Consider the following 23,605-nt stretch of genomic DNA (forward strand, 5'->3'; position numbering starts at 1 on the left):
TTAACTTAAACTATACTTTGTAACAGGCCATGATGCTGTTGAGTTACCAACCCATCCGTTTTTTTAACTCCGTAATATGCGCCAGATGGTGCGCGCCGTGCCAGGCATACAGGCCAATGTGTTGGCGAATAGTAAACTCACCGGTTAACGGATGTATGAATTTGCGCTCGAGTTGTTCGGGTGTGAGGCTCAGTAACAATAATACCCAGCGCTTATGCAGGGCATCCAGCAGCATTAACGAGAACTCAGGCGCACCAAATTTCCCGTCGTGCAGTTCTGCCCAGGCTACTTCATCATAAGTACGAATGGTTGGTTTATCTTCTGTGAGGGCGAGTTTCTGGCGTGTGTAGCCATTCAGGTGCGAATCGGGGAGGTGGTGGATAACCTGGCGAACCGTCCAGCCGCCGGGCCGATAAGGTGTATCCAGTTGTTCTTTCGTTAATCCATCTACAGCATCGCGAAGCAAAGTGGGCAGTTCGGCAATAGCATGTATATGCTGGCTTAGCTTTTCATCGTCTATAACCTGAGCTGCATTGTGGTGTCCGATTGGGTAGCGTAACGAATCTGGAGTTTGGTCTTTCATAGTTCGCGGATTAAGAGATGTTTACTTAACTAAGGTACGCGATTTAACTAAAATCCGCAGGATAATCAGCTTTGTAATTATTGCAAATTGCAGCCTTGTATTAATATGGCTGTTACACCAAAGTATAAAAATCTTACGCTATACTTTGTAACATGGCGCATCAGCAGGAAAAATCAGAATGAAAGTGAAAGTATGGTAATGCTGCAGCAAAGTATAAACTCCGGAAAATTCTCCCGGTTTTATACTTTACGGATGAAGTATAGGCCGCAAACTAATGAAGCGGCCATAAGAAAGGGCTGGTTTATACTTTGCTGCAGGTGGAGTTTTGGTTACTGTACCAGCGGAGTGTTTATGTAGTTTTGTTGCTTTAACTTTTTCTGAAGCTGTCGGGCTAAGGTGCTTTCTGCCATGTCGTAGCTTGCGGTGGTATTAGCGTACCAAACCGGTTTCAGTGTTTGCGGATTTATCAGGTAAGAATGAAAAACTACCCGGGTGCCATCCTGCTCAGTGTATAAATTAGCATCATTGGTGTCGTTTGTCTTGGTCAGGGTTATACCCTGGTATTTGCGGTTAACAAACAAAATACCGTCTACGCCGGCTTTCTGCACTTCTTTTAAAAATTGGCTATAGCCTACACTATCATTAACTTTAAACACCTGCGACGACCCAATAACCTGTACCTGGTTTTCTCTTAATGCACTAAACAATGCATTTTCCATTTGGGAGCGATACCTGGATTGTTCAAGGTTGTTGAACTTGCCTTTGAAGTACTTTTCGTAAGTGGTAGAGTCCAGTTGGCTGAAATCAGCATCGATGTTAGCAACCAGCGTCATAATACTGGTATAGTGCTTTTCAGGAGCCTGTACAGTGCTGGTAGTAGTATTGACAGCAGAAGCGCAACCAGTTAACAAAAGCGCAAAAATTAGAGCAGTAAAGATATTTTGCATAGTTAGTTAAGCGTTAGAAGATGGCATGCCTATAAAAACTTATAGTATATTAGCTTTAAGCAATATTTATGCCAGTATACTACAGCTTACTCATTACAACCCTGGTCCATAAGCTGTAGCTGCTCCACCGGAAATCCTTTGGTTTTAGCACTTAGAACAAGTTGGTTATAGGTTTCTTTGTCGAGGGTGGGTTTGCGGCTAAGTATCCAGAGGCTTTCACGGTCAGGCGAGCCTACCACAACATGCTGATAATCCTTGTCGAGCTCCAGTATCCAGTAATCGCCTTTAAAGGGCCAGAAAAACTGTACTTTAAGTTTACTGTTGTTACTGCCATCTACCGGGTAAGCCTTGCCTTTTACATCACTTAATTTGCCAGAGGCACTGTTTTTCCGGCAAGAATTGTATACTTCCACGTAGCCTTCAGAGGCATTTAATTTATACTCGGCCGTGGTGCAATGGCAGCCTTTAGAAAAACGTTGCGGAATAGAAGCGATCTCGTACCACTTGCCCATGTAACGGTTCAGGTCTACTTCAGGAACTGTGGCCAGCGGGGCATACGTTCGGCTGCAACTACTAACGGCCAAACTGCCTAACAGTAATGCGCTTATACTTATTAATGCCGCTTTCGTGTTCCTGTTCATAGTTTATCAGAGTTGCTTCGTCATTTTATAATGCTGTATGCTGCCAAACAACAAGTGGGTTTTTTCTATTACTTCATACCCGCAACGGCGGTAAAAGTTTACAGCTCTCTCACGGGCTTGCAGCGTCATGGTGGTGGCGCCCATACTTCGGGCCTGTTCTTCCAGGTAATCCAATAGCAATTTCCCTAGCCCTTTTCCTTGCTGGTCTTCCCTTATTCCCATAAACCTGATCTGTCCTTCCTGCGGGGTGTGCAAATGCAGGCGGCAAACACCTATAGCTTCACCAGCGTCGTTTACCAGCATGGCGTGGGTAGCCGTAGCATCATCGTCGGCACGTTCGCTGCCTGCCGGCTGGCTCCAGGGGCGGCGCAGGGTGTCGTAACGCAGACTGTAGTATTGTTCGAACTCTTCAGAAGTATGAGGTTGTATAATGTGCATAGCCGGTCTGTGTGTTGTGAGTTAAAGTATAACCTAAGCTTAATTTGGTGAATAAACTGAGGCAGTGGTTAGCTACTTTTTTATTTACCCGCTAAATGCGTACTTCAATCAAGAATTAGGCGCCAACAATTAACAATTTAAAATAACTTTGTTGTCTCTAAACCGTGTAAACTTAAATTTAAAATAAAGCTAAAGAAACTATGGCATCTTTCGACATCGTAAGCAAAGTTGATCCGCAAACTATGGACAACGCCGTAAACACTGCCCGCAAAGAAATCATGAACCGTTACGATTTTCGTGATACAAAAGGCTCGCTGGAATTCGATAAGAAAAACAACGAGGTGCATATTGTAATGGAGAACGAGATGCGTGTGCAACATACCGAGGATGTGCTCATCAGCAAAATGGTAAAGCAGGGACTGGATGCAACGGCACTTGATTTCTCGAAAGAGCATTACCAGTCGGGTGCCATGGTAAAGAAGGATATAAAAGTAAAGGCCGGCATCGATAAAGAAACCTCTAAAAAGATCATGAAGCTTATAAAAGACAGCAAGACCAAAGTATCGGCTGCCATTATGGACGAAATGATCAGGGTAACCGGTAAAAAGATTGATGACCTGCAGGAAGTAATCGGGTTAATGCGCAGCAAGACCGAAGAAATTGGCATGCCGCTGCAGTTCATCAACATGAAAAGCTAATTGGTTGTTAGTTGTTACTTATTGATTGTCAGCGAAGTATAACAATAGATCATTTCCTGCAATGCAATAAAACCAAATCTCATACTTATTACAGTACTTTTGCTGAACAGCTGAATGTCAAGACCATAGTCTACCAATCAGCAATAAATAATTAACAATATAACCTTATGGAGATTTTTGCTAATCCGGACACCTGGATCAGTTTGCTAACCCTGACCTTTATGGAGGTAGTGCTGGGTATAGATAACATCGTGTTTATTTCGATCATTGTCGCCCGGTTACCGCAAGAACAGCAGGGTAAAGGCCGTACAATCGGTTTGATGCTGGCACTTGTTTTCAGGGTTATACTTTTGCTTTTCATCAGTGCCATTGTGCAGGCAAAAGAACCGTTGTTTACATTGGAACTTCCATTTACAGCGAACGAACTGTCAGTATCTATCCGTGACCTGATCTTGTTTGCCGGTGGTCTGTTTTTGCTGGCTAAAAGCACTACAGAAATACACAACAAACTGGAAGGCGAAGAAGAAAGCCATGGAACAGCCAAACCAAGTGCAACTTTAGGCAAGATCCTGATTCAGATCATCCTGATAGATATTGTGTTCTCATTCGACTCTATACTTACAGCGGTAGGCCTGGTAGATAACGTGATGATCATGATCATAGCCGTAATTATCTCGATGGGTATTATGCTATTGTTTGCCAAGTATGTAAGCGATTTCGTTAACAAGCACCCAACCGTAAAAATGCTGGCGCTTTCGTTCCTGCTGCTGATAGGGGTAATGCTGGTGGCAGAATCCTTCCACGTAGAAATTCCGAAAGGCTACATTTACTTTGCCATGTTCTTCTCGCTGATGGTGGAGATGCTGAACATGAAACTTCGCAAGAAAACCATTCCGGTACACCTGCGCCAGAACGAGATCCTGGACGAAGACAAGTATACCGTTATCGACTAGCTTCCTTAACAAGCATTATTAAAGGCTTCCGGTGTTATTTGCCGGAAGCCTTTTTTGTTTAAAGTGCTCACCTGCTGAAGTATAAAGTATAAGTTTATATATTAGAGTTCTGATATACTATATTTTGTCTCCATGCAAAAACGCAACTACGCACCGGCTTTTATACTTCTTGTAGCCCTCACCGGACTTGCCATACTTAGCATTTACCTGGTGCGCGCACCTGAGGCACTGCCTGCCAGTGCACCGGCTACAGCGTTTTCAGCAGAAAGGGCCATGGCGCATGTGCGGCAGATAGCCCGTGAACCCCATGCGATGGGCACGCCAGCGCACGCCAAGGTGCGAAGCTATTTAATAAGCCAGCTGCAAGAGCTGGGGCTGCAACCTGAGATTCAGGCAACTACCACAACAGACCAGGCCGGGCCTGTTGCCCAGGCAGGCTATGTATACAATATAATAGGCAGGCTGAAGGGGAGCGGCAATGGCAAAGCCGTATTGCTGATGGCGCATTACGACTCGCAACCCAACACGCCCGGAGCCGGCGACGATGGTGCTGGTATTGCTGCCATGCTGGAAACGGCAAGAGCCCTGAAACAAGGTAAACCGCTGCAAAACGATGTGATTTTCCTGATGACAGATGGGGAGGAGTATGGCCTTTACGGCGCTAAAGCTTTTCTGCGCTACCCCTGGGCAAAAGGAGTAGGCATGATCGTAAATGTTGAAGCTCGGGGCAACAGCGGCCCCAGCATGACCTTCGAAATAAGCCCTGAAAACGGCTGGGTAATAGAACAGTTTGCAAAAGCTGCCCCTTACCCGATTGCCAATTCGCTGGCTTACGAAGTATACCGTAACATGCCCAACGATACCGATTTTACCGTTTTCAGAAAACAAGGCTACACCGGCGTAAACTCCGCTGTAATAGATGGTTTTGTGCACTACCACAAACTAACCGACTCTCCCGAAAACCTGGACAAGAATAGTTTGCAGCACCACGGCAGCAACATGCTGGCTCTGGCACGTCACTTCGGCAATATTTCGCTGGATAACACAAAGGCTACAGATAAGGTATTCTTTAACCCTGCCGGTACCTGGCTGGTGCATTACCCTGCCTGGCTGAACATGGTACTGGCTGCTATTGCTACGCTGCTACTGGTGGTAACTTTTATAGTTGGTGTAAAGAAGGAGGCTTTTACCTTACTGCAAGTAATCGCAGGTTTCGGTTTATACTTGCTGATGCTGGTTATAATTGCAGGCTTGTTCTTTCCGTTAAACGCTTTTGTTACCAGCCTGCTAACTTACTCCCATCCGCATAATGGCGTGTATGGTTCCAATAGTTTCTTTATGGCTTACCTGCTGCTTGCACTTGGCTTATTTATACTTTTGGCCTGGGTAGTGCTGCGCCGGCTGAGGTTATTTTCGCTGGTGATGGGCATTTACCTGCTATGGTTTGTGCTGTTACTGGCTGTTTTTTTGCTGGTACCATCGGCTTCATACTTGTTCCTTTTTCCGTTGCTGTTCTGTTTAAGTGGCACCTTGGTAGTATTGTTAAAAGGATTGGATCAGCAGACTGGCTGGGCTTATATGCTGATAATGTTGGTGGCGTTGCTGCCTGCTATATTCATCGTATTACCGGTTGTGAAGCTGCTGTTTACTGTGTTTGCCCTGCAATTGCCTGTGGCTATGGTAGCAGTGTTGCTGTTGTTGCTTGGCCTGGCTTTGCCGTTGCTGGTTATACTGGAGCGTAGTTTTAGCCTGAAAGTATGGCCACTGCTGCCGTTTTTGCTTCTGTTGGCTGGTGGCATACAACTAGCCGGTGCTGTAGCCGGCGAAGCCCCCTCCGCGGAGCGCCCTTTGCATAGCCATATAAGTTACTACCTCAATGCAGATACAAAGCAAGCTGTTTGGGCCTCTGCTTTTAAGCAAACCGACGACTGGAACCAACAGTTTTTTACAAAACCTATAACCGCACCGCTAACCGAAATTTACCCTACAGCCTCACGCGGCTTCCTTAAAAATGAGGCGGAACCAATTGCCCTGCAGGCGCCTGTAGCAGAACTGGTTAAGGAAACTATAGTTAATGGAAGAAGGGCGATACAGCTAAAACTGCGTTCGCAGAGAGGTGCGGCGCACCTGGAGGTAATGTTGCAACCTGAAAATCAGGATGATAAAATAGAAGCCGGCCTGAACGGAGAAAAATTATTGTTGCAGCTTGTTAAAGCAGAAGGCCATACTTATTACCATATTAAGGTGCATGGTTTGCCGGAGTCTAATGAAGTGATGCTGGAAGTGAAACTAAACCAGGATAATAAACTGACCTTACTGCTTTACGACCAAAGTATAGGTTTGCCACAGCAATTGGTAAAAAAGGCCAGACCGGCGCACGTTATACCAGAGCAGGGCCGCGACAGTAACCTGACCATTGTTAGGAAAGACTATAGTTTTTAGGGGCAGGATTATTTCCAGAGGTCGGCGGCCTTACGGGCCATTCTGAAGAAAAGCTCCCGTTCGAGGCCAGCTACCTGGCGCGCCTCGCATTCGTTATAGCCGTTTTCGGCTGCATTCAGGTAATCATAATATAGCTGGGCAAGTTCAAGCGAGTCGTCTTCGAAGCATTCTGTGAGGGCTTCTTTAGAAAGTTGCTCCGGCTCAAAAACTTTAGAAGGATATAATTTATCTAATTGGTAGATGAGGTATTTTTTTGATGTCTGGTCGGTTTGCGCACCCAGTAATTTGTCCAGTGGCAGGTCATCGTCGTCGTCGTACTCGTCTTCAAAATCATCATCTACAGATAAGGGTTCATACACGATGATATCATAACCGGTAAGCTCCAGGTAATCGCCGAACTGTTCTTTTACTGGAATTAGGGTAGGTATGTCGTAGGGCTGGTTGAGTACGCTGGCAATGTGGAGGGCAATTTCTTTGCCTTTATCGCCGGCCCCTATCAAAATCTGGTTGAATTGTGTGAAATCGCAGCCGAGGTAAATAAACTTATACTCATCGTCGAGCATGGTAAAGCACCAGAGCGTAATAAACTCGGTGTCATCAATAACCACGGTATCAATGTAAAGCTCGTTTATCTGGAGGTAGTATGGCGTATATTCTGAAGCATCCATGCTGTTAAGCTTGCTAAGTGTACGATTGCTGGAGCAGCCTGGAAGCCAGGTAACAGGTGCCGTAGACCGTATACGAAGTTTTTTAACACATGGCAAACTTTCTATATATAAAATTTAAGCGAAGTTTGGTTATTGCGCCTAAACATGTTGTAAATGAACCTGTGCAGCTTGCCAACGGGCAGTGTTTTTTGCAGAATTTAAAGAACTTATACTTTCGGAGTGCTTATAGAGCTTAATTAAACAAGTATAAATTAAAGCTTATACAGCCCACAATTTTTGCAGGAACCGCTGCGCATTGCCATAGCTTAGCTTTTCCAATTGTTGCTGCGAAAGTTGCTCCTGTAGTTTAGCCAATATATAAGTATAGCTGTTGCCGGCATGCTCATATTCTTTAAAATAATAAGGGTAGCGCGATGGGTCCGGATCGCCGGCAGTATAAAAATAATCGGCTCCGAAACAGATACTATTTTCAGCTCCGTGGCTAAAACCATACAAAATGTGCTGCAGCAAAGCATCCGGTTCGGTGGCGTTCAGAAAATGGCGCAGAAAGTTTATTCCTATCAGGCCCTCACGAAGAACGATTTCCTGTGTCAGTTCATCGGGCAGGTTGCGGTTATGGTCCCAAACCGGGCGAAAGTTGGAATGGCTGGCAAGTATAGGAATGTCAAGTTTTTCGGCGTCAATGTGGTTCAGGATATCAAATGCCAGCGCATCGCTGGTATGCGAAAAATCTACAGCAATGCGGCGGCCATGCAGGTAATCGAGCAGCATTTTGCCTTCTGTGGTAATGCCGCTGGTGGTCATGTTACCACCTCCAAAACGATTGGCATACTGGTGTGTAAAACTGATGTAAAGAACCCTGCCTGTATTTTCGATGATCTTCTCCAGTTTTTTAAATCCATCTTCAAGCGTATCATCTTCTTCGCAAAACCCGGAAGCATTTTCGATGGCTGCTACCATACCTGTGGCACGGCCTTGCATGGCCTGGTGTAAGGTTTCGTTATCGGTAACGGCCATAAAACACTCGTTCGAACCCTCGGCCAGTTTTTTAAACACCTCACTTTGTAGCAAACCATACGCACTGCTGCCGGGCTCTACTGCTGAGTAAATGGCCATTACCTGCAGCTTCACATTGCCTTGCTTAAGTGCAGGCTCCGCACATCCTATATCTTCCAGCTTATCCATCGACGCACCAGGTACATCAGCCAGGTAAGACAAAAGGTCACAATGCATATCGATGATCGGGAAAGCAGCAGGTTTGGTTTGATTCATGAGTTGTTAATTTATGGTTTGGTAAGATACGGAATGAGAAGAGAAAAAGTAATAGAGGTTGTTGTTTCGAGCTTATCGGACAATCTGATATAGTTTCATAGTTAAAGCTGCTTAATAGATAAGCAGGCTATACTTTCAATTATAGCCTGCTTCCTCTGTCTTACCTGCCATTCGTTTCATTTTATACTTACTTAGGCTCGCTCCAAGCCCGCGAGGGCTCGTCCTGGGCTCCTTAGTCAAGGAGGAGCAATTGAATAATTGTAACTATAAAACTAAAACTCATCTTCATCCCCGCTATCCTGCTGGTTTTGTTGTTGGCGGCGGCGTTGGTCGCCTTCGCTATTGATGCGGTAGGTAAAGCCCAGGTAAATAATGCGGCTCTGGCGGCGGTTCTTGCTCTCGGTTCTGAACTCGGGGGCATAGCTTAGAAAATTAAACTGGCGGGTATTAAAGATATCTGATACACGCAACGAGATAGTGCCATTCTTTTTCATAACATCCTTTTTTACGCCCAGGTCAGCGCTAAACATTTGCTCCATACGGCCCTGGATATCGGCCATGGGGGCCCGGTAAAAAGCAGATACCTGGATGTCCATGTTTTTCCAGACAGTCATGGTAGAATTAAGTTTGGAATTCCAGCTGATGCGGCTGTTGCTAAGTTCTGTATCGCCCTGAGTGGTGTTTAATTCTGTTCTGAAACCCGACACGCTACCGTTTAGTTGCCACCATTTTGCCAATGTATAATTTAAGCCCAGCTCAACACCATACGAAGAATTGCTGGCCAGATTCAGGAAAGTGGTTTCGGTGCCGGGTATGGTATCGCCGTCAAGTATAACAGTGGTCGGTGTCCGGAAGCGCTCTATTTCGTCGGTGGTGCGGCGGTAAAAAACAGTGCTGTTAAGCGAAAGGTCGCCCCAGTATTTCAGGTAGCCGAGCTCCAGTGCATTTATAAATTCAGGGTTGAGATTAGGGTTTCCGTAGCTCAGGTTAAAACGGTCAGAGCGGTCCACGAAGGGATTCAGGAAACGGCTGCGCGGCCGGTTAATGCGGCGGCTGTAACTAAACTGCAGCTTGTTGTTGTCATTAAAATCGTTGGTGATGAACAAGGTCGGGAAAAGGCTGAAGTAACTCTTGTCAGAGGTGAGATTCTGAGTACGCTGATCTGATTTTGTAAGTGTCTGCTCGGCACGCAAGCCCACTTGGTAACTGATGCTGTTAAATTTGTTGCTGTAGTTACCATACACAGAATATACCTGTTGGTCGAATACAAAGTGGTTGCTTTGGTCGGAGTTAAAATCCAGGTTGCCGGTAGCAGGGTTCTGGTTAAAGAATCTCGAATTCTCATCAAGGCGCTCAAACGAACTTCTGAAACCTGTTTCTAAATTACTGTTCTCCGAGATTGGGTACACGAAATCAACTTTAGTTACCAGCTCCATGTTTTTATCATCCACTAACGTTTCCTGCACATCTGCCAGGTCTGATGATGCTATATCTGACTCCACAAAACGACTGGTTTCATCATCAATATTGGTATTAAACACAACATCTGCAGTCAGTTCCTGGCCTTTGCGTTCGTAGGTCTGCCGGTACCCCAAGGTAAGGTCCATGGCTTTTTCATCTTCCAGATCGCTTGTGTTGCGGGTGCGCTCGTTGTGTTGCAGTTGGTTCTCATCCAGAAAACGGTAACGTATATTATTGCGGCCTTTGTCCTGGCCAAAGCGGTATAAAACAGAGGCTGATAAGGTTTTGCGCGGGGCCAGAAAGTAATCGGTGCCGAGGCGGAAGTTATGCGACACATCGGTGCTGTAACGGTCGCCGTTTTGCTGGCGGTAACTGGTGCTGTCGGGCAGGCCGGCATCGTTGAGGTAATAGTTGGTGGTAAAACTGTTGCTGGTGCCGGGGCGCGAGCGCTGCCTGAAATCATAGCCGCCGTTCACAGACCATTTAAAATAGCGGTAGTTAAGGTTTAGCGAGGTGTTATAGTTATCGTAAGTGCCGGCCGTTACAGAAGCCGAACCATGAAAACCGGGCTTTTTTTCTTTCTTCATTACCAGGTTTATGATGCCTGAAGTGCCCTCGGGGTTATACTTTGACGATGGGTTAGTAATGAGTTCTATCTTTTCGATAAGGTTGGCCGGGATCTGATCGAGTGTGAGGTTGCTGAGCGCGGAGCGCTTACCATCGATAAGTATGGTTACATTGGAGCTGCCGCGCATACTTACATTGCCGTCGATATCTACCGTTACAGAAGGCAGGTTTTGCATAACTTCGGCTACCGAGCCACTTTGGGCCACAATGTCTTTGCTTACATTTACAACTTTTTTATCAAGGTCATACTGCACCAGTTCGCGTTCTGTAGTAACCTGCACTTCGCTTAGTTTGGTTGATGTAGCTCTTAATACAATGGAGCCAATATTAACCTGCGGCGCTGAGGCTGTTACAGAAATATCAGGTACATACTTAGTTAGATAGCCCACTATGGAGGCCCGAAGTATAAACCGCCCAACCGGCACGCGCTCCAGTACAAATCTGCCTTGCTGATCGGAAGTAGAACCTGTAACAAGGCTGGAGTCGCGGGCTGAGAGCAGCACTACATTTGCAAAACCAACAGGAGATTTTGTAGCCCCATCCTGCAGCGTGCCACTTACCTTGCCGAATGAATTTGAAGTGCCTACAGGCTGATCCTGAGCATATAATGTAGTAGCCGAACTAAGAAAAGAAAGTATAACAAAGAGCGTGTATAAGCATTTTTTCATAGTAGTTGATCTGCAAACCAGGTAAATAAAGTACAGGAAAAGGGCAGGTGGTATTGGTGTTGAATCGGTAGCAGGAGGGATGGCCTGTGCAGAAAGTATACGTGAAAAGTATAAAACCCCGCTGTGGCTTAACCTGTAGGTAGGACAAACTAACGGAGCTTAGGTTTAAAATAACCTGAAAAAGAATGTTAAGTATAGGAGAGCGTAGAGTCCTGAAACTGAAGCAGCACGGCCGGCTTATACTTGCCAACCGTGCTGCTATGCCACCAGAGTATATCCGGGAATTACTACGCCAGCGATTTGCTCAGGAAATCCCAGACTACCACACCTGTTGCTACCGATATGTTAAGCGAATGCTTGGTGCCGAACTGCGGAATCTCCAGCACAAAATTAGATACGTTTATAACCTCCTGCTCCACGCCAAATACCTCATTGCCAAGTATAAGTGCATAATGCTGGCCGGGTTCAGGTATAAATTCATTCAGCTTCAGGCTATTCTCTGCCTGCTCTACCGATCCGATTTTATAGCCTTGTTCTTTCAGTTTCAAAACCAATTCCAGCGTGCCCGGTACGTGCTCCCATTCTACCGATTCGGTTGCGCCTAAGGCCGTTTTCTCTATGTCGCGATGCGGTGGGGTACCGGTAATGCCACACAGGTATATTTTCTCTACCATAAAAGCATCGGCGGTACGGAACACAGAGCCCACATTATTCAGGCTGCGCACATTATCGAGCACCAAGACTAACGGTATTTTTTTCTTATTTTTGAATTCTTCAACCGACTCGCGGTTAAGTTCATCCATCGAAAGTTTACGCATTTTATTTAAATATTAGACGCTGGACATTAGATGTTAGACTTTCTTTTTTGTAGCGTGCTGCAAAGGTCAGGCTGTTTGCTTTAAAATCAAACTTATAGTTTATAGTTGGTTGTTGAAGAAAGTATAAATCCCCTCCTCGGAGGAGCTAGGGGTGGGTTAATTCATCCCTGATTCATAAATCAGAATTCTAATTACCAATATAGTATGAAAGCAGAAAGCACCGTAACCCCACTGATGAAACAATACAACGCCATTAAGGCGAAGCATCCGGGGGCATTGTTGCTGTTCAGGGTGGGCGATTTTTACGAAACTTTCGGCGAGGATGCTGTAAAGGCAAGTAAGATCTTAGATATTGTTTTGACTAAACGTGGTGCAGGTTCGCCTTCCGAAACTGCTCTGGCCGGTTTTCCGCACCACTCCCTTGATACTTACCTGCCTAAACTGGTACGTGCCGGCGAGCGCGTGGCCATCTGCGACCAGCTCGAAGACCCAAAATCGGTAAAAGGGATTGTAAAGCGTGGCGTAACCGAACTGGTAACACCCGGTGTTTCTTTTAACGACCAGGTACTGGAAAAGCGCAGTAACAATTATCTGGCTGCGGTGCATTTTGGCAAAACGGAAACTGGCGTATCCTTGCTGGATGTGTCTACAGGGGAGTTTATAACCGCGCAAGGCGACCGAAACTATATAGGCAAACTGCTGCAAAGTATGGCTCCGGCCGAAGTGCTTTTCTGCAAGAGCGAGAAAGAATCCTTTTTTGAAAGCTATGGCCCCGACTTCCGATACTATGCCCTGGAGCCCTGGGTGTTTAACTATGATTTTGCTTACGAATCGCTAACACGCCACTTCAACACTACATCTCTTAAAGGTTTTGGTATAGAGGGCATGAGCGAAGCGATCATATCGGCAGGTGCTATACTTCATTACCTGTCCGAAACGCATCACAACGAGATCAGCCACATTGCTACCATCTCCAGGCTGGAAGAAGACAAGTACGTATGGCTGGACCGCTTTACGGTGCGCAACCTCGAGCTTATTTACCCACAGCACCAGGAGGGCGTGCCGCTTATACAAGTGCTCGACCATACCATAACGCCTATGGGAGCCCGTCTGCTCAAGAAATGGGTAGTGTTGCCACTAAAGGATGTTGCCCAGATACGCCGCCGCCTGGACACGGTAGAGGCCCTGAAGCAACATGAAGAGCTACTGGATGAGCTGAGCCAGCACCTGAAAAATATAAACGACCTTGAGCGCCTGATCTCAAAAGTGGCTGTGCGCCGCGTTAACCCGCGTGAGTTAATGCAGCTTGCTAAGGCCCTGGATGCCATTCAGCCGATCAAAAAAATGCTGGCCGCCAGTGTTATACCTGCATTAGTAAAATTGGCCGACCAGTTAGTGCCGTGTGATGGATTGCGCGAAGAAATTAAAAACATACTTCGCCCGGATGCTCCGATGCTAACAAACCAGGGCAACATGATAAATGATGGCATACATGCAGAACTTGATGAACTGCGTGCCATTGCTTTTTCTGGTAAAGATTACCTGGCGCAACTACAACAGCGCGAGATAAAGAACACCGGCATCAGTTCGCTTAAAATAGCTTATAATAAAGTTTTTGGGTACTACTTGGAGGTAACGCACGCGCACAAGGACAAGGTGCCTCCAACCTGGATACGCAAGCAGACGCTGGTTAATGCTGAGCGCTATATAACCGAAGAGTTAAAGACCTATGAAGAGAAGATCCTGAACGCTGAAGAGCGCATTTATACGATTGAATTTGGCCTGTTTAATGAGTTAGTGTTGCACGCCTTAGATTATGTGGCGCAGGTGCAGCAAAACGCAAAAGTAATTGGTGTTATTGATTGCCTCAGCTCGTTTGCAAGTATAGCCTTGGCCAGCAACTATGTTAAACCTGAGGTAAACGAGTCTTATGTGCTGGATATTAAGAAAGGCCGCCATCCGGTAATAGAAAAACAGTTGCCATTAGGCGAAGCTTACGTGCCGAACGATATTTTTCTGGACAACGAAGAGCAGCAGATCATCATTATTACAGGCCCTAACATGGCAGGTAAAAGCGCGCTGCTGCGCCAGACAGCTCTTATTGTGTTGATGGCGCAGATCGGGTGCTTTGTTCCGGCGGAGGCAGCATGTATAGGTATCATCGATAAGATCTTTACGCGTGTGGGTGCTTCAGATAATTTATCGAAAGGCGAATCTACGTTTATGGTGGAGATGACCGAAACAGCAAGTATACTTAATAACCTTTCAGACCGCAGTTTGGTGCTGATGGATGAGATCGGAAGAGGAACGAGCACATACGATGGTATTTCAATTGCATGGGCTATTGTAGAACACCTGCATAACCATCCAAAGTATAAAGGCAAAACGCTGTTTGCAACGCACTACCACGAGTTGAACCAACTGGCCGAAGATTTTCCGCGCGTGAAGAATTATAACGTATCGGTACGCGAGGCAGGCGGGAAAATCCTGTTTATGCGCAAACTGGTGGAAGGGGGCAGTGAGCACAGCTTTGGTATACATGTGGCCCAAATGGCCGGTATGCCTAACAGTGTGGTGTTGAGGGCTAACGAAATTATGCACCACCTGGAGCAGGAAAAGGTAACAGACCAGGCGCCACAACAGAAAATGAAAACGGCGCCAAAAAATAACTACCAGCTAAGTATGTTTGAGCTGCACGACCCACAATTGGAACGTGTAAAAGACCTGATTGGCCAGCTGGATATTAATACAATTACCCCGGTAGAGGCTTTGCTGAAACTGAACGAAGTTAAATTACTCTTACAGGACAAGCAAAAGGAGGCAATCAGGTAGTAAGTATTGCTTCCTTTTGCTCTCTGAAATAGATTCTTTAAAAAACTTTGAAATTTTTCTCTCTGAAAATCAGTAGGAAACGCAAAAGAGAGAGAAAATTTTTAGAGGGGCTATTGACAAGTCGAATTTTGTCTATATCTTTGTATCACTAAATCGCTAGGACGGAAACGAAAAGCGGAATAGTAAATGACTTAAGCGGGAGTAGCTCAGTTGGTAGAGCGCGACCTTGCCAAGGTCGAGGTCGCGAGTTCGAACCTCGTCTCCCGCTCAAAAAGGCAAACAAAGACGTTGTGATAAACAACGTCTTTGTTTTTTAAAGTCATCCTCCGGACGCCGGTTCGGATGGAAGCCGGGATGGTGGAACTGGTAGACACGCAAGACTTAAAATCTTGTGTCCGCAAGGACGTGCGGGTTCGATTCCCGCTCCTGGTACTGATTGTAATGCATAAAGGGCTGTAGGTTAATAACTTACAGCCCTTTATTGTTGCCTGAGTAACAAACTAGTAACAATTTTATGGTTGATCAAAAAGATTAACTTTATTTCCTTCCTTGAGCAGTTTCAGTTTTTTCTGTAATTAATAATTCTATGAGGCGTTTAACTACATCAGTAACTGTGCTAAATATTAAATATAACGCGACGCCCCACAAAAAAACTATCTCAGCATCAGCGAAATTTTTGAAATAACAGGACTTACAAGTATTGTCAAAAGCTTGTAGATATAAGCCTCTGATTAGGGCAAAAGAACTAGCAACAGCGGCTGGTTTAGTTACCATGCCTGATATTTTCTTGAATTGTTCGTAAAACTGATTGAATGTCGTATCCCAATCCCAAGAAGGCTTTTCAATTTTAATTTTATGTAGAATAGTTACAATGAAAGTTCCACCAGTTAAAAAGATATTTAATTCCTTGTATTTAAGTGTTATGATGGAATAATATATAATTTTACCTTGAAATTTGTAAACAAAAAATAAGCTTGTACCTACAAGTATTAATATAAATAACCACTTCCAATCTACTTGCTTTTTATCCATTTGTTAGAGTGGTTCTACGCGTGTTGTGCCTCATTATAAATAATAGACTCAGGTAACTTAGAGTTATTAAACTGGTCTACTTTTTTACTGTCTTCATTGGATTGTTGATTACCTATAATGCCCCCTGCTATACCTCCAATAACAGAGCCAACAGGACCCGCTAGAAATCCTACTACTGCTCCGACTGTAGCGCCAATTGTTGAGCCAGTTGAAGGAGTATGGTAGTATGGATCTGTCTCTGCAAACACATCATTGACATGAAAGCTCCCTATTGATAAATCAAATTGCTCACTTCCTAACTCTCTTACTAACTCGGGTCTTGTAGGTGCAGTAGAGTTCAAGTATACCTTTTCTCCCGTACCTTTTTGCACATAAAGTTTCATAACTAACATGTATAGTTGGTTTAACTGGTACTATATGATTATAGTGCCAGTTTGAATAAAATGTTTAATAGTATACGTGTATTTTATGCTATAACATAAAAGGTTATGAGATATTAATAACAAGAAATCGTGAGTATTAGTATTTACAATTAATCAGGTGTAAAATTGTATATTATACTTCTTATATCAAAAAGTTGACATTAGTAAATTTTCAGTTGATAATCTGCCTTTCATGTGCAATAAAAAAAATTAATTAAAACATTTGGATATTATATTATTTAAAATAATTTTGGGATTAATAAAATATTTATTTGACTCAATTCAAGAGGGTGTTTTCCAAATAATTAAGTCATTTAAATTTTATACTTGCATTTATCTGACCTGAATCAATTATTAAGTAATCATAATCAAAACACTCTTAACACTTGTTTTATGAAAAGAATTATACTCTTTATTGCCTTCGCTTTTTTTGCAATTAATGCAAGCAATGCACAGTCTAAAGACAACCTGGCCAAGGTTAGAAAGATAAATGGAGTAGAGGCATATATTTTATGCGAGCCTTTAAGAGAATATGAAGTTGTGGTGGATGCGGGATCAGGTCTAAAGGCAGAATCTTTATTAACAGGAGGTGTAGTTAATAAAACCATTTCAGACAGAGTTGAGCAGTTTATAAGAAAAGTTACGAAAGAAAATGCCCGTGTTGATGCCGTTATTTACAGTGCCGGTAAAAGAATAGTAGGTGTGCAGTTTACTGATGAAGGAACATCGAAAACGAAAGGTTATGCCAAAGTTTCGAGAGTGATGGGATACCCTGTTTTTGTAATGAACGAACCAGTGCAGGATTATACAACCTTAGGCACAAAAACAGGTGGCATTAAAGTTAAGTCACTAGTAACAGGTGGCCTTATGAATAACTCAATCGAAGAAGATGTTCAGCAGATGGTAAAGAAAGTGCAGAGCCGCGCTGCAGATGGTATTTTGTTTGAAGGTGGTAGAGATGCTACAGCTATCCAATACAAAGGAAAGCATTAATTCGGTAGCTAGCTAATGCAGCAAAATTTTTTAAATGCTTTCCATTGCTGTAACTTAATTTTTTATGAAAACAGAAAAAGCTCCCGATAACGGGAGCTTTTTCTGTTTTGAATTTTATACTTTCTCTACCAAAAAATATACAGAGTTATTAATTTCTCATTTTCTATTTATTCTTTTTCCAACTTTTAAATTGCTTTAGACAGAGCTCTGTGTAGCAGATGTAAACTTACCTCACTAATTCCTGGCTCCGGTTAGCATCAATAGCCAGAAGTATAAAGAGCAAAACTGTAAAAGACCATAACGATGAGCCACCATAACTGAAGAAAGGCAAAGGAATGCCTACTACAGGCGCCAAGCCAATGGTCATGCCTACGTTTACCAGAAAGTGAAAAAAGATGATGGAAGCTACACAGTACCCATATGTGCGTCCAAAAACAGACTTTTGCCGCTCTGCTACTGCTACAATTCTTATCAATAGCAGCATAAACAAAGCAATCAATACAGTACTACCTATCCAGCCGTGTTCTTCGCCGATTGTGCAGAAAATAAAGTCGGTACTTTGCTCCGGCACAAAATCGAATTTGGTTTGCGTACCTTCCAGAAAGCCTTTACCCCAGAAGCCACCAGAACCGATAGCAATCTTAGATTGGGTTACGTTCCAGCCAAAGCCAAGTGGGTCTGCCTCAGGGTTTATGAGTGCTTTTATACGATTTTGCTGGTGAGGTTGCAGCACGTTATTTACAAAGTAGTCCACACTGAAGATCATACCTGAAATCACTACAAGTATAAAGATCATTGTTTTGATACGGCGCATAAGGCGGTAATCAAGCCAGGTGGCAAGGCCCATCAAAACTGCAATTCCAAGTATAAGATAAAGCTTTGGTACGAGTAGGGTAAGTATAAAAATTGCTGCTGCGGAGCCGCCAATAATTAGTATAAGCGGCGACATGCCTTCGCGGAAGAAGGCAAGTATAAATGCACCAAAAACAAGCGCTGTACCGGTCTCGTTCTGTAGGATTATAATAACAGGGGGCAGAAAAGTGATAGCAGCCAGTTTCATCTGGTCCTTCATATTCTGGTGGCGCAGGTTTACACCGCTTAAGTACTTGGAAACGGCCAAAGCCGTAGCAAACTTTGCCAATTCGGCGGGTTGCAGACGCACTCCACCACCAAGATCCAGCCAGGAGCGTGACCCTGCAACAGGCGATGCCACAGCTAATGTAAAGAGCAGGAGCAAAATAATGGAGCCATAAATTGGATAAGCTAGGTGTTCGTAGATTTTATAGTCTACTACCAGTAGCATAATTATAAGTATAACGGCCGTGCCTATCCAGACAAGCTGCTTGCCTGAGTTAATTTCAAAGCTGAAGATGTTAACTATATTATCCGGGCTGTAAACCACAGCATAGATATTCATCCAGCCAAGTGCTACTAATAAAAAGTACAGGAGCACAGTTACCCAGTCCAGGTTCTGGATGATCTTGCGCGAAGTGCGTCGGCTGCTAGGCGCTACTATTCTACCTCCAAGTACTTTCGGCTCAACACCCATTGTTCCATTGGTTTTCTCGACACAGAGTCGGTTAAATACTTTTCAATCATCAGGCCGGCAATTGGCGCTGCAGACTGAGCGCCAAAACCAGCGTTCTCAACATATACAGCTATTGCTATTTTAGGATTGTCTTTCGGGGCAAAGGCTACAAATACTGCGTGGTCTTTACCTTGTGGGTTTTCAGCAGTCCCAGTTTTTCCGCAAACTGTTATGCCAACCTTTTCGAGCTTAGCATTTACACCTGTACCAGATTGCACTACAGCTGCCATACCTTCTATAATTGGGGCATAGTGTTTTGCTGCTACAGAAGTATAATGGCGTTTCTGATATTCTGGCAATGGTTTGCCGTGCTCACCTACAGACCGGATAATGTGTGGCTGGTAGTAGAAGCCTCTGTTTGCAATAATTGCCATAAAGTTAGCCATCTGTAGTGGCGTTACGCCCAACTCCCCCTGACCTATACTTAATGAGTAAATGGTAGAGAACTTCCAGCGGTTTTCGCCATATATGCGGTCATACATCTTATTAGATGCAATAATACCCTGTTTTTCATTCGGTAAATCTATACCTAAGTGCGTACCAAACCCGAAGGTCAGAATTTGCTCGCGCCAGTCTGCCAGGCCAATAGCAGTATCTTTGAAAATATTTTTTGACTTACCCTGGTTAAGTAAGGCCCGGTATACCTGGTAAAAGTATGGGTTACAGGATGTTTTAATGGCAATGGTAAGATCGGTTGGCGCAGGGTGCGCGTGAGAGCATGTAACCAATGCCTGGTTGCATGGGTAGCCAGTGTTAGGCGTAATTACACCCTCCTGCAAAGCAATAAGCGCATGAGCCAGTTTAAAAATAGAACCTGGTGGGTTGCTGCTGGCCATGATAGGACGGTTAAACATCGTCTTGTCAGGACTGGTAAGCAATTTCATATAGTTCTTGCCATAGTCCTTGCCTGTAAACAGATTCGGATCATAGAATGGACTTGAAATATAGGCTAATACCTCGCCAGTAGAAGGTTCTATAGCTACCACGCTGCCTTTGGCACCATTCATCAAAAACTCGCCATACTTCTGAAGGTCAAGGTCTATGGTACTGATGAGGTTCTGACCTGCAACAGAAAGTGTATCGTAGGCGCCATCTTTAAAAGAGCCTTTATCAACGCCACGTACGTTCACCATTTTATACTTTACACCACGGCGGCCCATCAGGAATTTCTCGTATTCCTGTTCTATACCGCTTTTACCAATATAATCGCCAGGGCGGTAGCCTTTGTAAGCAGAGTCTTCCAGTTGTTTTGGGCTGATCTCTGCAATATAACCCAGCGCGTGCGATAAGCTGGAGTGCGGATATCCACGAGCCGTACGTGCGTTTATATAAAAGCCAGGGAAGTCAATCAGGTTATCCTGAATGCGGGCAAAGTCCTCTGTGCTTAGTTTCTGGAAAAAGATAGATGGTTGTACATAGGAAAAAGTACGTGCTTTTTTAAAGCGCTCGCGTGCATCTTCTACCGGAATGTTAAGCAGCTTACATAATCTCAGCGTATCTACCTGTTTTACTTCTTTCGGTATTACCATCAGGTCGTAAACAGGGGTATTTTGCACCAGCAACTGGCCGTTGCGGTCGTAAATCAATCCACGGAATGGGTATTGGATGATCGGCTTAATGGCATTTGTTTCAGCAGCCTGCTTATAGCTGCTGTCTACCACCTGAATGTAGAATAGGCGCAGTGCGAAAACTACCCCTACAATCAGGAAAATGGCCTGTATTACGTATTTTCTATTCTCTAAATAATTCATCTATTCGCTCTCTTAACGGAGAAGAACAGTAACTGTAGTATAATCATTACTATACCCGTGAACAGTACGCTTGCAAATACTTTAGCCAAAGTATACCAGGCCGATTCGAGGCTGATGGTTTCAAGGAAAAATACAGCTGCATGGTGCATGAGTATGAGCAGAAGTGCATACGTTAAAAACCAGCGCCAGCCCATTACGTGTATGTTCACAGAATCTTTGGTATCGTAACCATCACGTGGTGTGAGAAGGTTCAAAACGTGTGGCCGTAAAAAAGCAAGAAGTACGCTGGCCGCTGCATGAATACCCATCGTATCATAGAAAATATCAATGGTAAAACCAGCCAGGAAGCCAAGGAACAGCAGTAATACCCTGTTTATATTGATAGGAAGGAAAAGCAGGAATGCAATATAAATAAAGCAAAAACCGGTACTGAAAAGCACAAGACTATCCATAAGCAGAATCTGCAGGGCAACAAAAAGTATAAACTGTACGATATGTCGGATGCCGAAACTACTGTTCATCAGTTATTATACCTGCGTTTTGTTCTAATATTTCCCGCTCATCCTTTTTAGGATTTTCTACCACATATACATAGGAAAGCTTTGCGAAATCAACAGCCAGCTTAACTTTTATAGTATAAAAGCTTTTGTCCAGCTCTTTCTCTACCGAGCTGATAGTGCCGATCATGATGCCTTCCGGGAAAACGGTGTTAAATCCACTGGTAACAATGGTATCGCCTTTTGTTGGTTTTATGTGTAGCGGAATGTAATCGAGCATGGCCGTGCGGTAATCGCCACCCGTCCACTTTACGGTACCAAAGGTGTTGTTCTTTTTGATTTTTGCCGATATCAGCATTTGCGAGTGCAGGAGCGAAGTTACAGTAGCATAATGTTCTGATACTGTTTTTACGCGCCCGATTGCGCCATTAGGTGCTATAACCCCCATGCCTGGTTTAACACCATCAGCAGTGCCGATAGAAAGCGTCAGGTAATTGTTGGTGCGTCGTACCGAGTTGTTAATTACACGGCCTGCATGCAGGTAAAAAGGTGCTACTGTAGCAGAGTCAACCTTTACATACATGGTATCGGCCAGTATAGTAGCGCTATCAGCTTGCTGCTGCAACCTGTAACGTATTATTTCCTGGCGTAACGCGGCATTTTCGCGAGCTAATGTACTGTTTACAGATCCCAGCCTGAAATAATCTGTCAGGCTGCTCTGGAACTCCAGCACACGCCCCACATAGTTGTTAGCCGAGTTAAAAAACGCCGCTCCCTGGTACGTATTATAACGCACAATCAGGAAAACGCACAGTACCTCGAGCAATACGAATATGAGGAACGCACGGAACCGGTAAATAAAAGCAAAAAGATTCCGCATTTACCCCGGTTACGTCAGCAGTACGTTCTTGAAACCTTCTAAATTCTTGATGGCAGCCCCGGTACCACGCACTACCGCTCTTAACGGATCTTCGGCAATATGGATAGGAAGCTTTGTTTTGGCAGCCAGACGCTTATCAAAACCTCTTAGCAAGGCGCCACCACCAGTAAGGTGAATGCCATTGTCATAGATATCGGCAGAAAGCTCTGGCGGAGCAATTTCAAGAGCCTTCAGTACCGCTTCTTCTATTTTAGATACAGATTTGTCCAATGCGATGGCGATCTCCTGGTAAGTGACTTTGATAACTTTAGGAATACCTGTCATCAAGTCACGGCCGCGTATCTCATAATCAGCAGGAGGGTTCTCGAGTTCGGTAAGAGCAGAGCCCACTTCAATTTTAATTTTCTCAGCAGAGCGCTCACCAATCAGCAGGTTATGCTGGCGACGCATATAATCCAGGATATCTTTTGTGAAAACATCACCGGCAATACGGATAGACTGGTCGCAAACTATACCTGAAAGGGCAACTACAGCAATTTCAGTAGTACCACCCCCGATGTCTACAATCATAGAGCCAATAGGCTGCTCCACATCAATACCTATACCGATAGCAGCTGCCATTGGCTCCTGTATCATCCATACTTCTTTGGCACCGGCGTGCTGAGCAGAGTCACGTACAGCACGTTTCTCTACTTCGGTAATGCCAGAAGGAATACAAATTACCATGCGATGTGATGGCTGGAACAAACGACGACCAGAGTCGATCATTTTGATCATGCCGCGGATCATTTCTTCAGCAGCGTGGAAGTCGGCAATTACACCGTCTTTTAAAGGGCGAATGGTACGGATGTTTTCGTGCGTTTTCTCGTGCATCTGCATCGCATTGCGTCCGATAGCTAACACTTTGCCGGTTGTGCGGTCAACAGCAATGATAGATGGTTCGTCTACCACAATTTTATCATTATGAATGATAAGGGTATTGGCTGTACCCAAATCAATGGCAATATCGCTGGTAAGAAAATTAAATAGTCCCATTCTGAAGTTGTAAAGGCGTACAGTAGCCTGTTATATTTTTAATATACAATATTTCTAGTCAAAAACTTGGCGCAAAATTAGTGAAATTCAGCGGAATTAATAATGCGATTGCCTCATGCATTTCGTGTTTTAAATTATTTTTTTTAAAGTGATCAGTACTTTCAGTACTAACCGCCCCTAATAACGTGTTTCTGCTGCTTAAATTGGAATGAGTAAATTTTTTGCTGTCGGGTAATACCAGCAAGAGCAGGAGAAAATTATACTTATACTCCAGTCTGTGCCGGTTACCGAGTCACAAGTTAGAATAAAGTATAAATAAAAACAGCCCCGGCTCAATTATAAACCGGGGCTGTTTTAAA

At 44.3% G+C, this 23,605-nt stretch carries 21 protein-coding genes and 2 tRNA genes; 8 read left to right on the forward strand and 15 right to left on the reverse strand.

Annotated features, from left to right (window positions below):
• Positions 1-43: 43 nt before the first annotated feature.
• Positions 44-583, reverse strand: coding sequence for a YfiT family bacillithiol transferase (locus LWP20_RS02495; protein WP_242926530.1), 540 nt, complete (start codon positions 581-583; stop codon positions 44-46).
• Between the two features lie 105 nt (positions 584-688).
• Here LWP20_RS02495 and LWP20_RS02500 point away from each other — a divergent pair, with 105 nt between their 5' ends.
• Entirely contained in the window at positions 689-940 is a 252-nt protein-coding gene (locus LWP20_RS02500) for a hypothetical protein (RefSeq protein ID WP_242926531.1), read from the forward strand.
• On the opposite strand, the gene LWP20_RS02505 is transcribed toward LWP20_RS02500, so the two are convergent.
• The 3 genes from LWP20_RS02505 to LWP20_RS02515 all read right to left on the reverse strand — a co-directional run bounded on the left by LWP20_RS02505 (position 913) and on the right by LWP20_RS02515 (position 2,609).
• Complete coding sequence (locus LWP20_RS02505; protein WP_242926532.1) at positions 913-1,530, reverse strand: hypothetical protein; 618 nt, start codon at positions 1,528-1,530, stop codon at positions 913-915. The genes LWP20_RS02500 and LWP20_RS02505 overlap by 28 nt on opposite strands.
• Before the next feature lie 86 nt (positions 1,531-1,616).
• A complete protein-coding gene (locus LWP20_RS02510) occupies positions 1,617-2,171 on the reverse strand; it encodes a lipocalin family protein (protein WP_242926533.1) in 555 nt (184 codons plus the stop codon).
• A gap of 6 nt (positions 2,172-2,177) precedes the next feature.
• Complete coding sequence (locus LWP20_RS02515) at positions 2,178-2,609, reverse strand: GNAT family N-acetyltransferase (RefSeq protein ID WP_242926534.1); 432 nt, start codon at positions 2,607-2,609, stop codon at positions 2,178-2,180.
• Between the two features lie 200 nt (positions 2,610-2,809).
• Here LWP20_RS02515 and LWP20_RS02520 point away from each other — a divergent pair, with 200 nt between their 5' ends.
• The 3 genes from LWP20_RS02520 (at position 2,810) to LWP20_RS02530 (ending at position 6,702) form a co-directional block, all read left to right on the forward strand.
• On the forward strand, positions 2,810-3,307 hold the full coding sequence (locus tag LWP20_RS02520) for a YajQ family cyclic di-GMP-binding protein (protein ID WP_242926535.1): 498 nt from the start codon (positions 2,810-2,812) through the stop codon (positions 3,305-3,307).
• A 167-nt stretch (positions 3,308-3,474) separates the two neighbouring features.
• Positions 3,475-4,260 (forward strand): TerC family protein, encoded by a 786-nt coding sequence (locus LWP20_RS02525; RefSeq protein ID WP_242926536.1) that lies wholly within the window; start codon positions 3,475-3,477, stop codon positions 4,258-4,260.
• 132 nt (positions 4,261-4,392) lie between these two features.
• The gene (locus tag LWP20_RS02530; RefSeq protein WP_242926537.1) at positions 4,393-6,702 is read left to right on the forward strand and encodes a M20/M25/M40 family metallo-hydrolase; all 2,310 of its coding nucleotides are present in this window, start codon (positions 4,393-4,395) and stop codon (positions 6,700-6,702) included.
• Positions 6,703-6,710: 8 nt separating this feature from the next.
• Here the strand turns inward: LWP20_RS02530 and LWP20_RS02535 are convergent, their stop codons facing one another.
• The 4 genes from LWP20_RS02535 to LWP20_RS02550 form a co-directional block, all read right to left on the reverse strand.
• Positions 6,711-7,370: a hypothetical protein gene (locus tag LWP20_RS02535; RefSeq protein WP_242926538.1), complete on the reverse strand. Its 660-nt coding sequence runs from the start codon at positions 7,368-7,370 to the stop codon at positions 6,711-6,713.
• A gap of 258 nt (positions 7,371-7,628) precedes the next feature.
• Positions 7,629-8,642: a dipeptidase gene (locus tag LWP20_RS02540; protein ID WP_242926539.1), complete on the reverse strand. Its 1,014-nt coding sequence runs from the start codon at positions 8,640-8,642 to the stop codon at positions 7,629-7,631.
• A 272-nt stretch (positions 8,643-8,914) separates the two neighbouring features.
• Positions 8,915-11,398: a TonB-dependent receptor gene (locus tag LWP20_RS02545; RefSeq protein ID WP_242926540.1), complete on the reverse strand. Its 2,484-nt coding sequence runs from the start codon at positions 11,396-11,398 to the stop codon at positions 8,915-8,917.
• A 287-nt stretch (positions 11,399-11,685) separates the two neighbouring features.
• Complete coding sequence (locus LWP20_RS02550; RefSeq protein ID WP_242926541.1) at positions 11,686-12,216, reverse strand: RNA methyltransferase; 531 nt, start codon at positions 12,214-12,216, stop codon at positions 11,686-11,688.
• Between the two features lie 204 nt (positions 12,217-12,420).
• Here LWP20_RS02550 and mutS point away from each other — a divergent pair, with 204 nt between their 5' ends.
• From mutS to LWP20_RS02565, 3 genes are all read left to right on the forward strand, one after another.
• The gene (gene mutS / locus LWP20_RS02555) at positions 12,421-15,048 is read left to right on the forward strand and encodes a DNA mismatch repair protein MutS (protein WP_242926542.1); all 2,628 of its coding nucleotides are present in this window, start codon (positions 12,421-12,423) and stop codon (positions 15,046-15,048) included.
• A gap of 195 nt (positions 15,049-15,243) precedes the next feature.
• Positions 15,244-15,316: transfer RNA gene (locus LWP20_RS02560), tRNA-Gly, on the forward strand.
• Positions 15,317-15,396: 80 nt separating this feature from the next.
• Positions 15,397-15,480 (forward strand) — tRNA-Leu (locus tag LWP20_RS02565).
• Between the two features lie 105 nt (positions 15,481-15,585).
• Here LWP20_RS02565 and LWP20_RS02570 read toward each other — a convergent pair.
• Complete coding sequence (locus LWP20_RS02570) at positions 15,586-16,080, reverse strand: hypothetical protein (protein ID WP_242926543.1); 495 nt, start codon at positions 16,078-16,080, stop codon at positions 15,586-15,588.
• A gap of 14 nt (positions 16,081-16,094) precedes the next feature.
• Entirely contained in the window at positions 16,095-16,472 is a 378-nt protein-coding gene (locus LWP20_RS02575; RefSeq protein ID WP_242926544.1) for a glycine zipper domain-containing protein, read from the reverse strand.
• A gap of 423 nt (positions 16,473-16,895) precedes the next feature.
• Here LWP20_RS02575 and LWP20_RS02580 point away from each other — a divergent pair, with 423 nt between their 5' ends.
• Entirely contained in the window at positions 16,896-17,495 is a 600-nt protein-coding gene (locus LWP20_RS02580; RefSeq protein WP_242926545.1) for a hypothetical protein, read from the forward strand.
• Between the two features lie 226 nt (positions 17,496-17,721).
• Here the strand turns inward: LWP20_RS02580 and rodA are convergent, their stop codons facing one another.
• From rodA to LWP20_RS02605, 5 genes are read right to left on the reverse strand one after another with little or no spacing between them, the layout of a single operon-like run.
• On the reverse strand, positions 17,722-19,044 hold the full coding sequence (gene rodA / locus LWP20_RS02585; protein ID WP_242926546.1) for a rod shape-determining protein RodA: 1,323 nt from the start codon (positions 19,042-19,044) through the stop codon (positions 17,722-17,724).
• Positions 19,008-20,834: a penicillin-binding protein 2 gene (gene mrdA / locus LWP20_RS02590; RefSeq protein ID WP_242926547.1), complete on the reverse strand. Its 1,827-nt coding sequence runs from the start codon at positions 20,832-20,834 to the stop codon at positions 19,008-19,010. Before mrdA ends, rodA begins: the two co-directional genes overlap by 37 nt.
• Positions 20,831-21,355, reverse strand: a complete 525-nt coding sequence (locus tag LWP20_RS02595; protein WP_242926548.1) for a hypothetical protein — start codon at positions 21,353-21,355, stop codon at positions 20,831-20,833. Before LWP20_RS02595 ends, mrdA begins: the two co-directional genes overlap by 4 nt.
• Positions 21,345-22,211, reverse strand: coding sequence for a rod shape-determining protein MreC (gene mreC / locus LWP20_RS02600; RefSeq protein WP_242926549.1), 867 nt, complete (start codon positions 22,209-22,211; stop codon positions 21,345-21,347). Before mreC ends, LWP20_RS02595 begins: the two co-directional genes overlap by 11 nt.
• 9 nt (positions 22,212-22,220) lie before the next feature.
• Positions 22,221-23,246, reverse strand: a complete 1,026-nt coding sequence (locus LWP20_RS02605; protein WP_242926550.1) for a rod shape-determining protein — start codon at positions 23,244-23,246, stop codon at positions 22,221-22,223.
• Between the last annotated feature and the right edge of the window lie 359 nt (positions 23,247-23,605).

The organism is Pontibacter vulgaris (genome assembly GCF_022758145.1).
Classification (GTDB): domain Bacteria; phylum Bacteroidota; class Bacteroidia; order Cytophagales; family Hymenobacteraceae; genus Pontibacter; species Pontibacter vulgaris.

Bases quoted from the DNA above. Each gene is read 5' to 3' on its own strand.
- LWP20_RS02495 (WP_242926530.1), bottom strand. From the start codon at position 583: ATGAAAGACCAAACTCCAGATTCGTTACGCTACCCAATCGGACACCAC.
- LWP20_RS02500 (WP_242926531.1), top strand. From the start codon at position 689: ATGGCTGTTACACCAAAGTATAAAAATCTTACGCTATACTTTGTAACA.
- LWP20_RS02505 (WP_242926532.1), bottom strand. From the start codon at position 1,530: ATGCAAAATATCTTTACTGCTCTAATTTTTGCGCTTTTGTTAACTGGT.
- LWP20_RS02510 (WP_242926533.1), bottom strand. From the start codon at position 2,171: ATGAACAGGAACACGAAAGCGGCATTAATAAGTATAAGCGCATTACTG.
- LWP20_RS02515 (WP_242926534.1), bottom strand. From the start codon at position 2,609: ATGCACATTATACAACCTCATACTTCTGAAGAGTTCGAACAATACTAC.
- LWP20_RS02520 (WP_242926535.1), top strand. From the start codon at position 2,810: ATGGCATCTTTCGACATCGTAAGCAAAGTTGATCCGCAAACTATGGAC.
- LWP20_RS02525 (WP_242926536.1), top strand. From the start codon at position 3,475: ATGGAGATTTTTGCTAATCCGGACACCTGGATCAGTTTGCTAACCCTG.
- LWP20_RS02530 (WP_242926537.1), top strand. From the start codon at position 4,393: ATGCAAAAACGCAACTACGCACCGGCTTTTATACTTCTTGTAGCCCTC.
- LWP20_RS02535 (WP_242926538.1), bottom strand. From the start codon at position 7,370: ATGGATGCTTCAGAATATACGCCATACTACCTCCAGATAAACGAGCTT.
- LWP20_RS02540 (WP_242926539.1), bottom strand. From the start codon at position 8,642: ATGAATCAAACCAAACCTGCTGCTTTCCCGATCATCGATATGCATTGT.
- LWP20_RS02545 (WP_242926540.1), bottom strand. From the start codon at position 11,398: ATGAAAAAATGCTTATACACGCTCTTTGTTATACTTTCTTTTCTTAGT.
- LWP20_RS02550 (WP_242926541.1), bottom strand. From the start codon at position 12,216: ATGCGTAAACTTTCGATGGATGAACTTAACCGCGAGTCGGTTGAAGAA.
- mutS (WP_242926542.1), top strand. From the start codon at position 12,421: ATGAAAGCAGAAAGCACCGTAACCCCACTGATGAAACAATACAACGCC.
- LWP20_RS02570 (WP_242926543.1), bottom strand. From the start codon at position 16,080: ATGGATAAAAAGCAAGTAGATTGGAAGTGGTTATTTATATTAATACTT.
- LWP20_RS02575 (WP_242926544.1), bottom strand. From the start codon at position 16,472: ATGTTAGTTATGAAACTTTATGTGCAAAAAGGTACGGGAGAAAAGGTA.
- LWP20_RS02580 (WP_242926545.1), top strand. From the start codon at position 16,896: ATGAAAAGAATTATACTCTTTATTGCCTTCGCTTTTTTTGCAATTAAT.
- rodA (WP_242926546.1), bottom strand. From the start codon at position 19,044: ATGGGTGTTGAGCCGAAAGTACTTGGAGGTAGAATAGTAGCGCCTAGC.
- mrdA (WP_242926547.1), bottom strand. From the start codon at position 20,834: ATGAATTATTTAGAGAATAGAAAATACGTAATACAGGCCATTTTCCTG.
- LWP20_RS02595 (WP_242926548.1), bottom strand. From the start codon at position 21,355: ATGAACAGTAGTTTCGGCATCCGACATATCGTACAGTTTATACTTTTT.
- mreC (WP_242926549.1), bottom strand. From the start codon at position 22,211: ATGCGGAATCTTTTTGCTTTTATTTACCGGTTCCGTGCGTTCCTCATA.
- LWP20_RS02605 (WP_242926550.1), bottom strand. From the start codon at position 23,246: ATGGGACTATTTAATTTTCTTACCAGCGATATTGCCATTGATTTGGGT.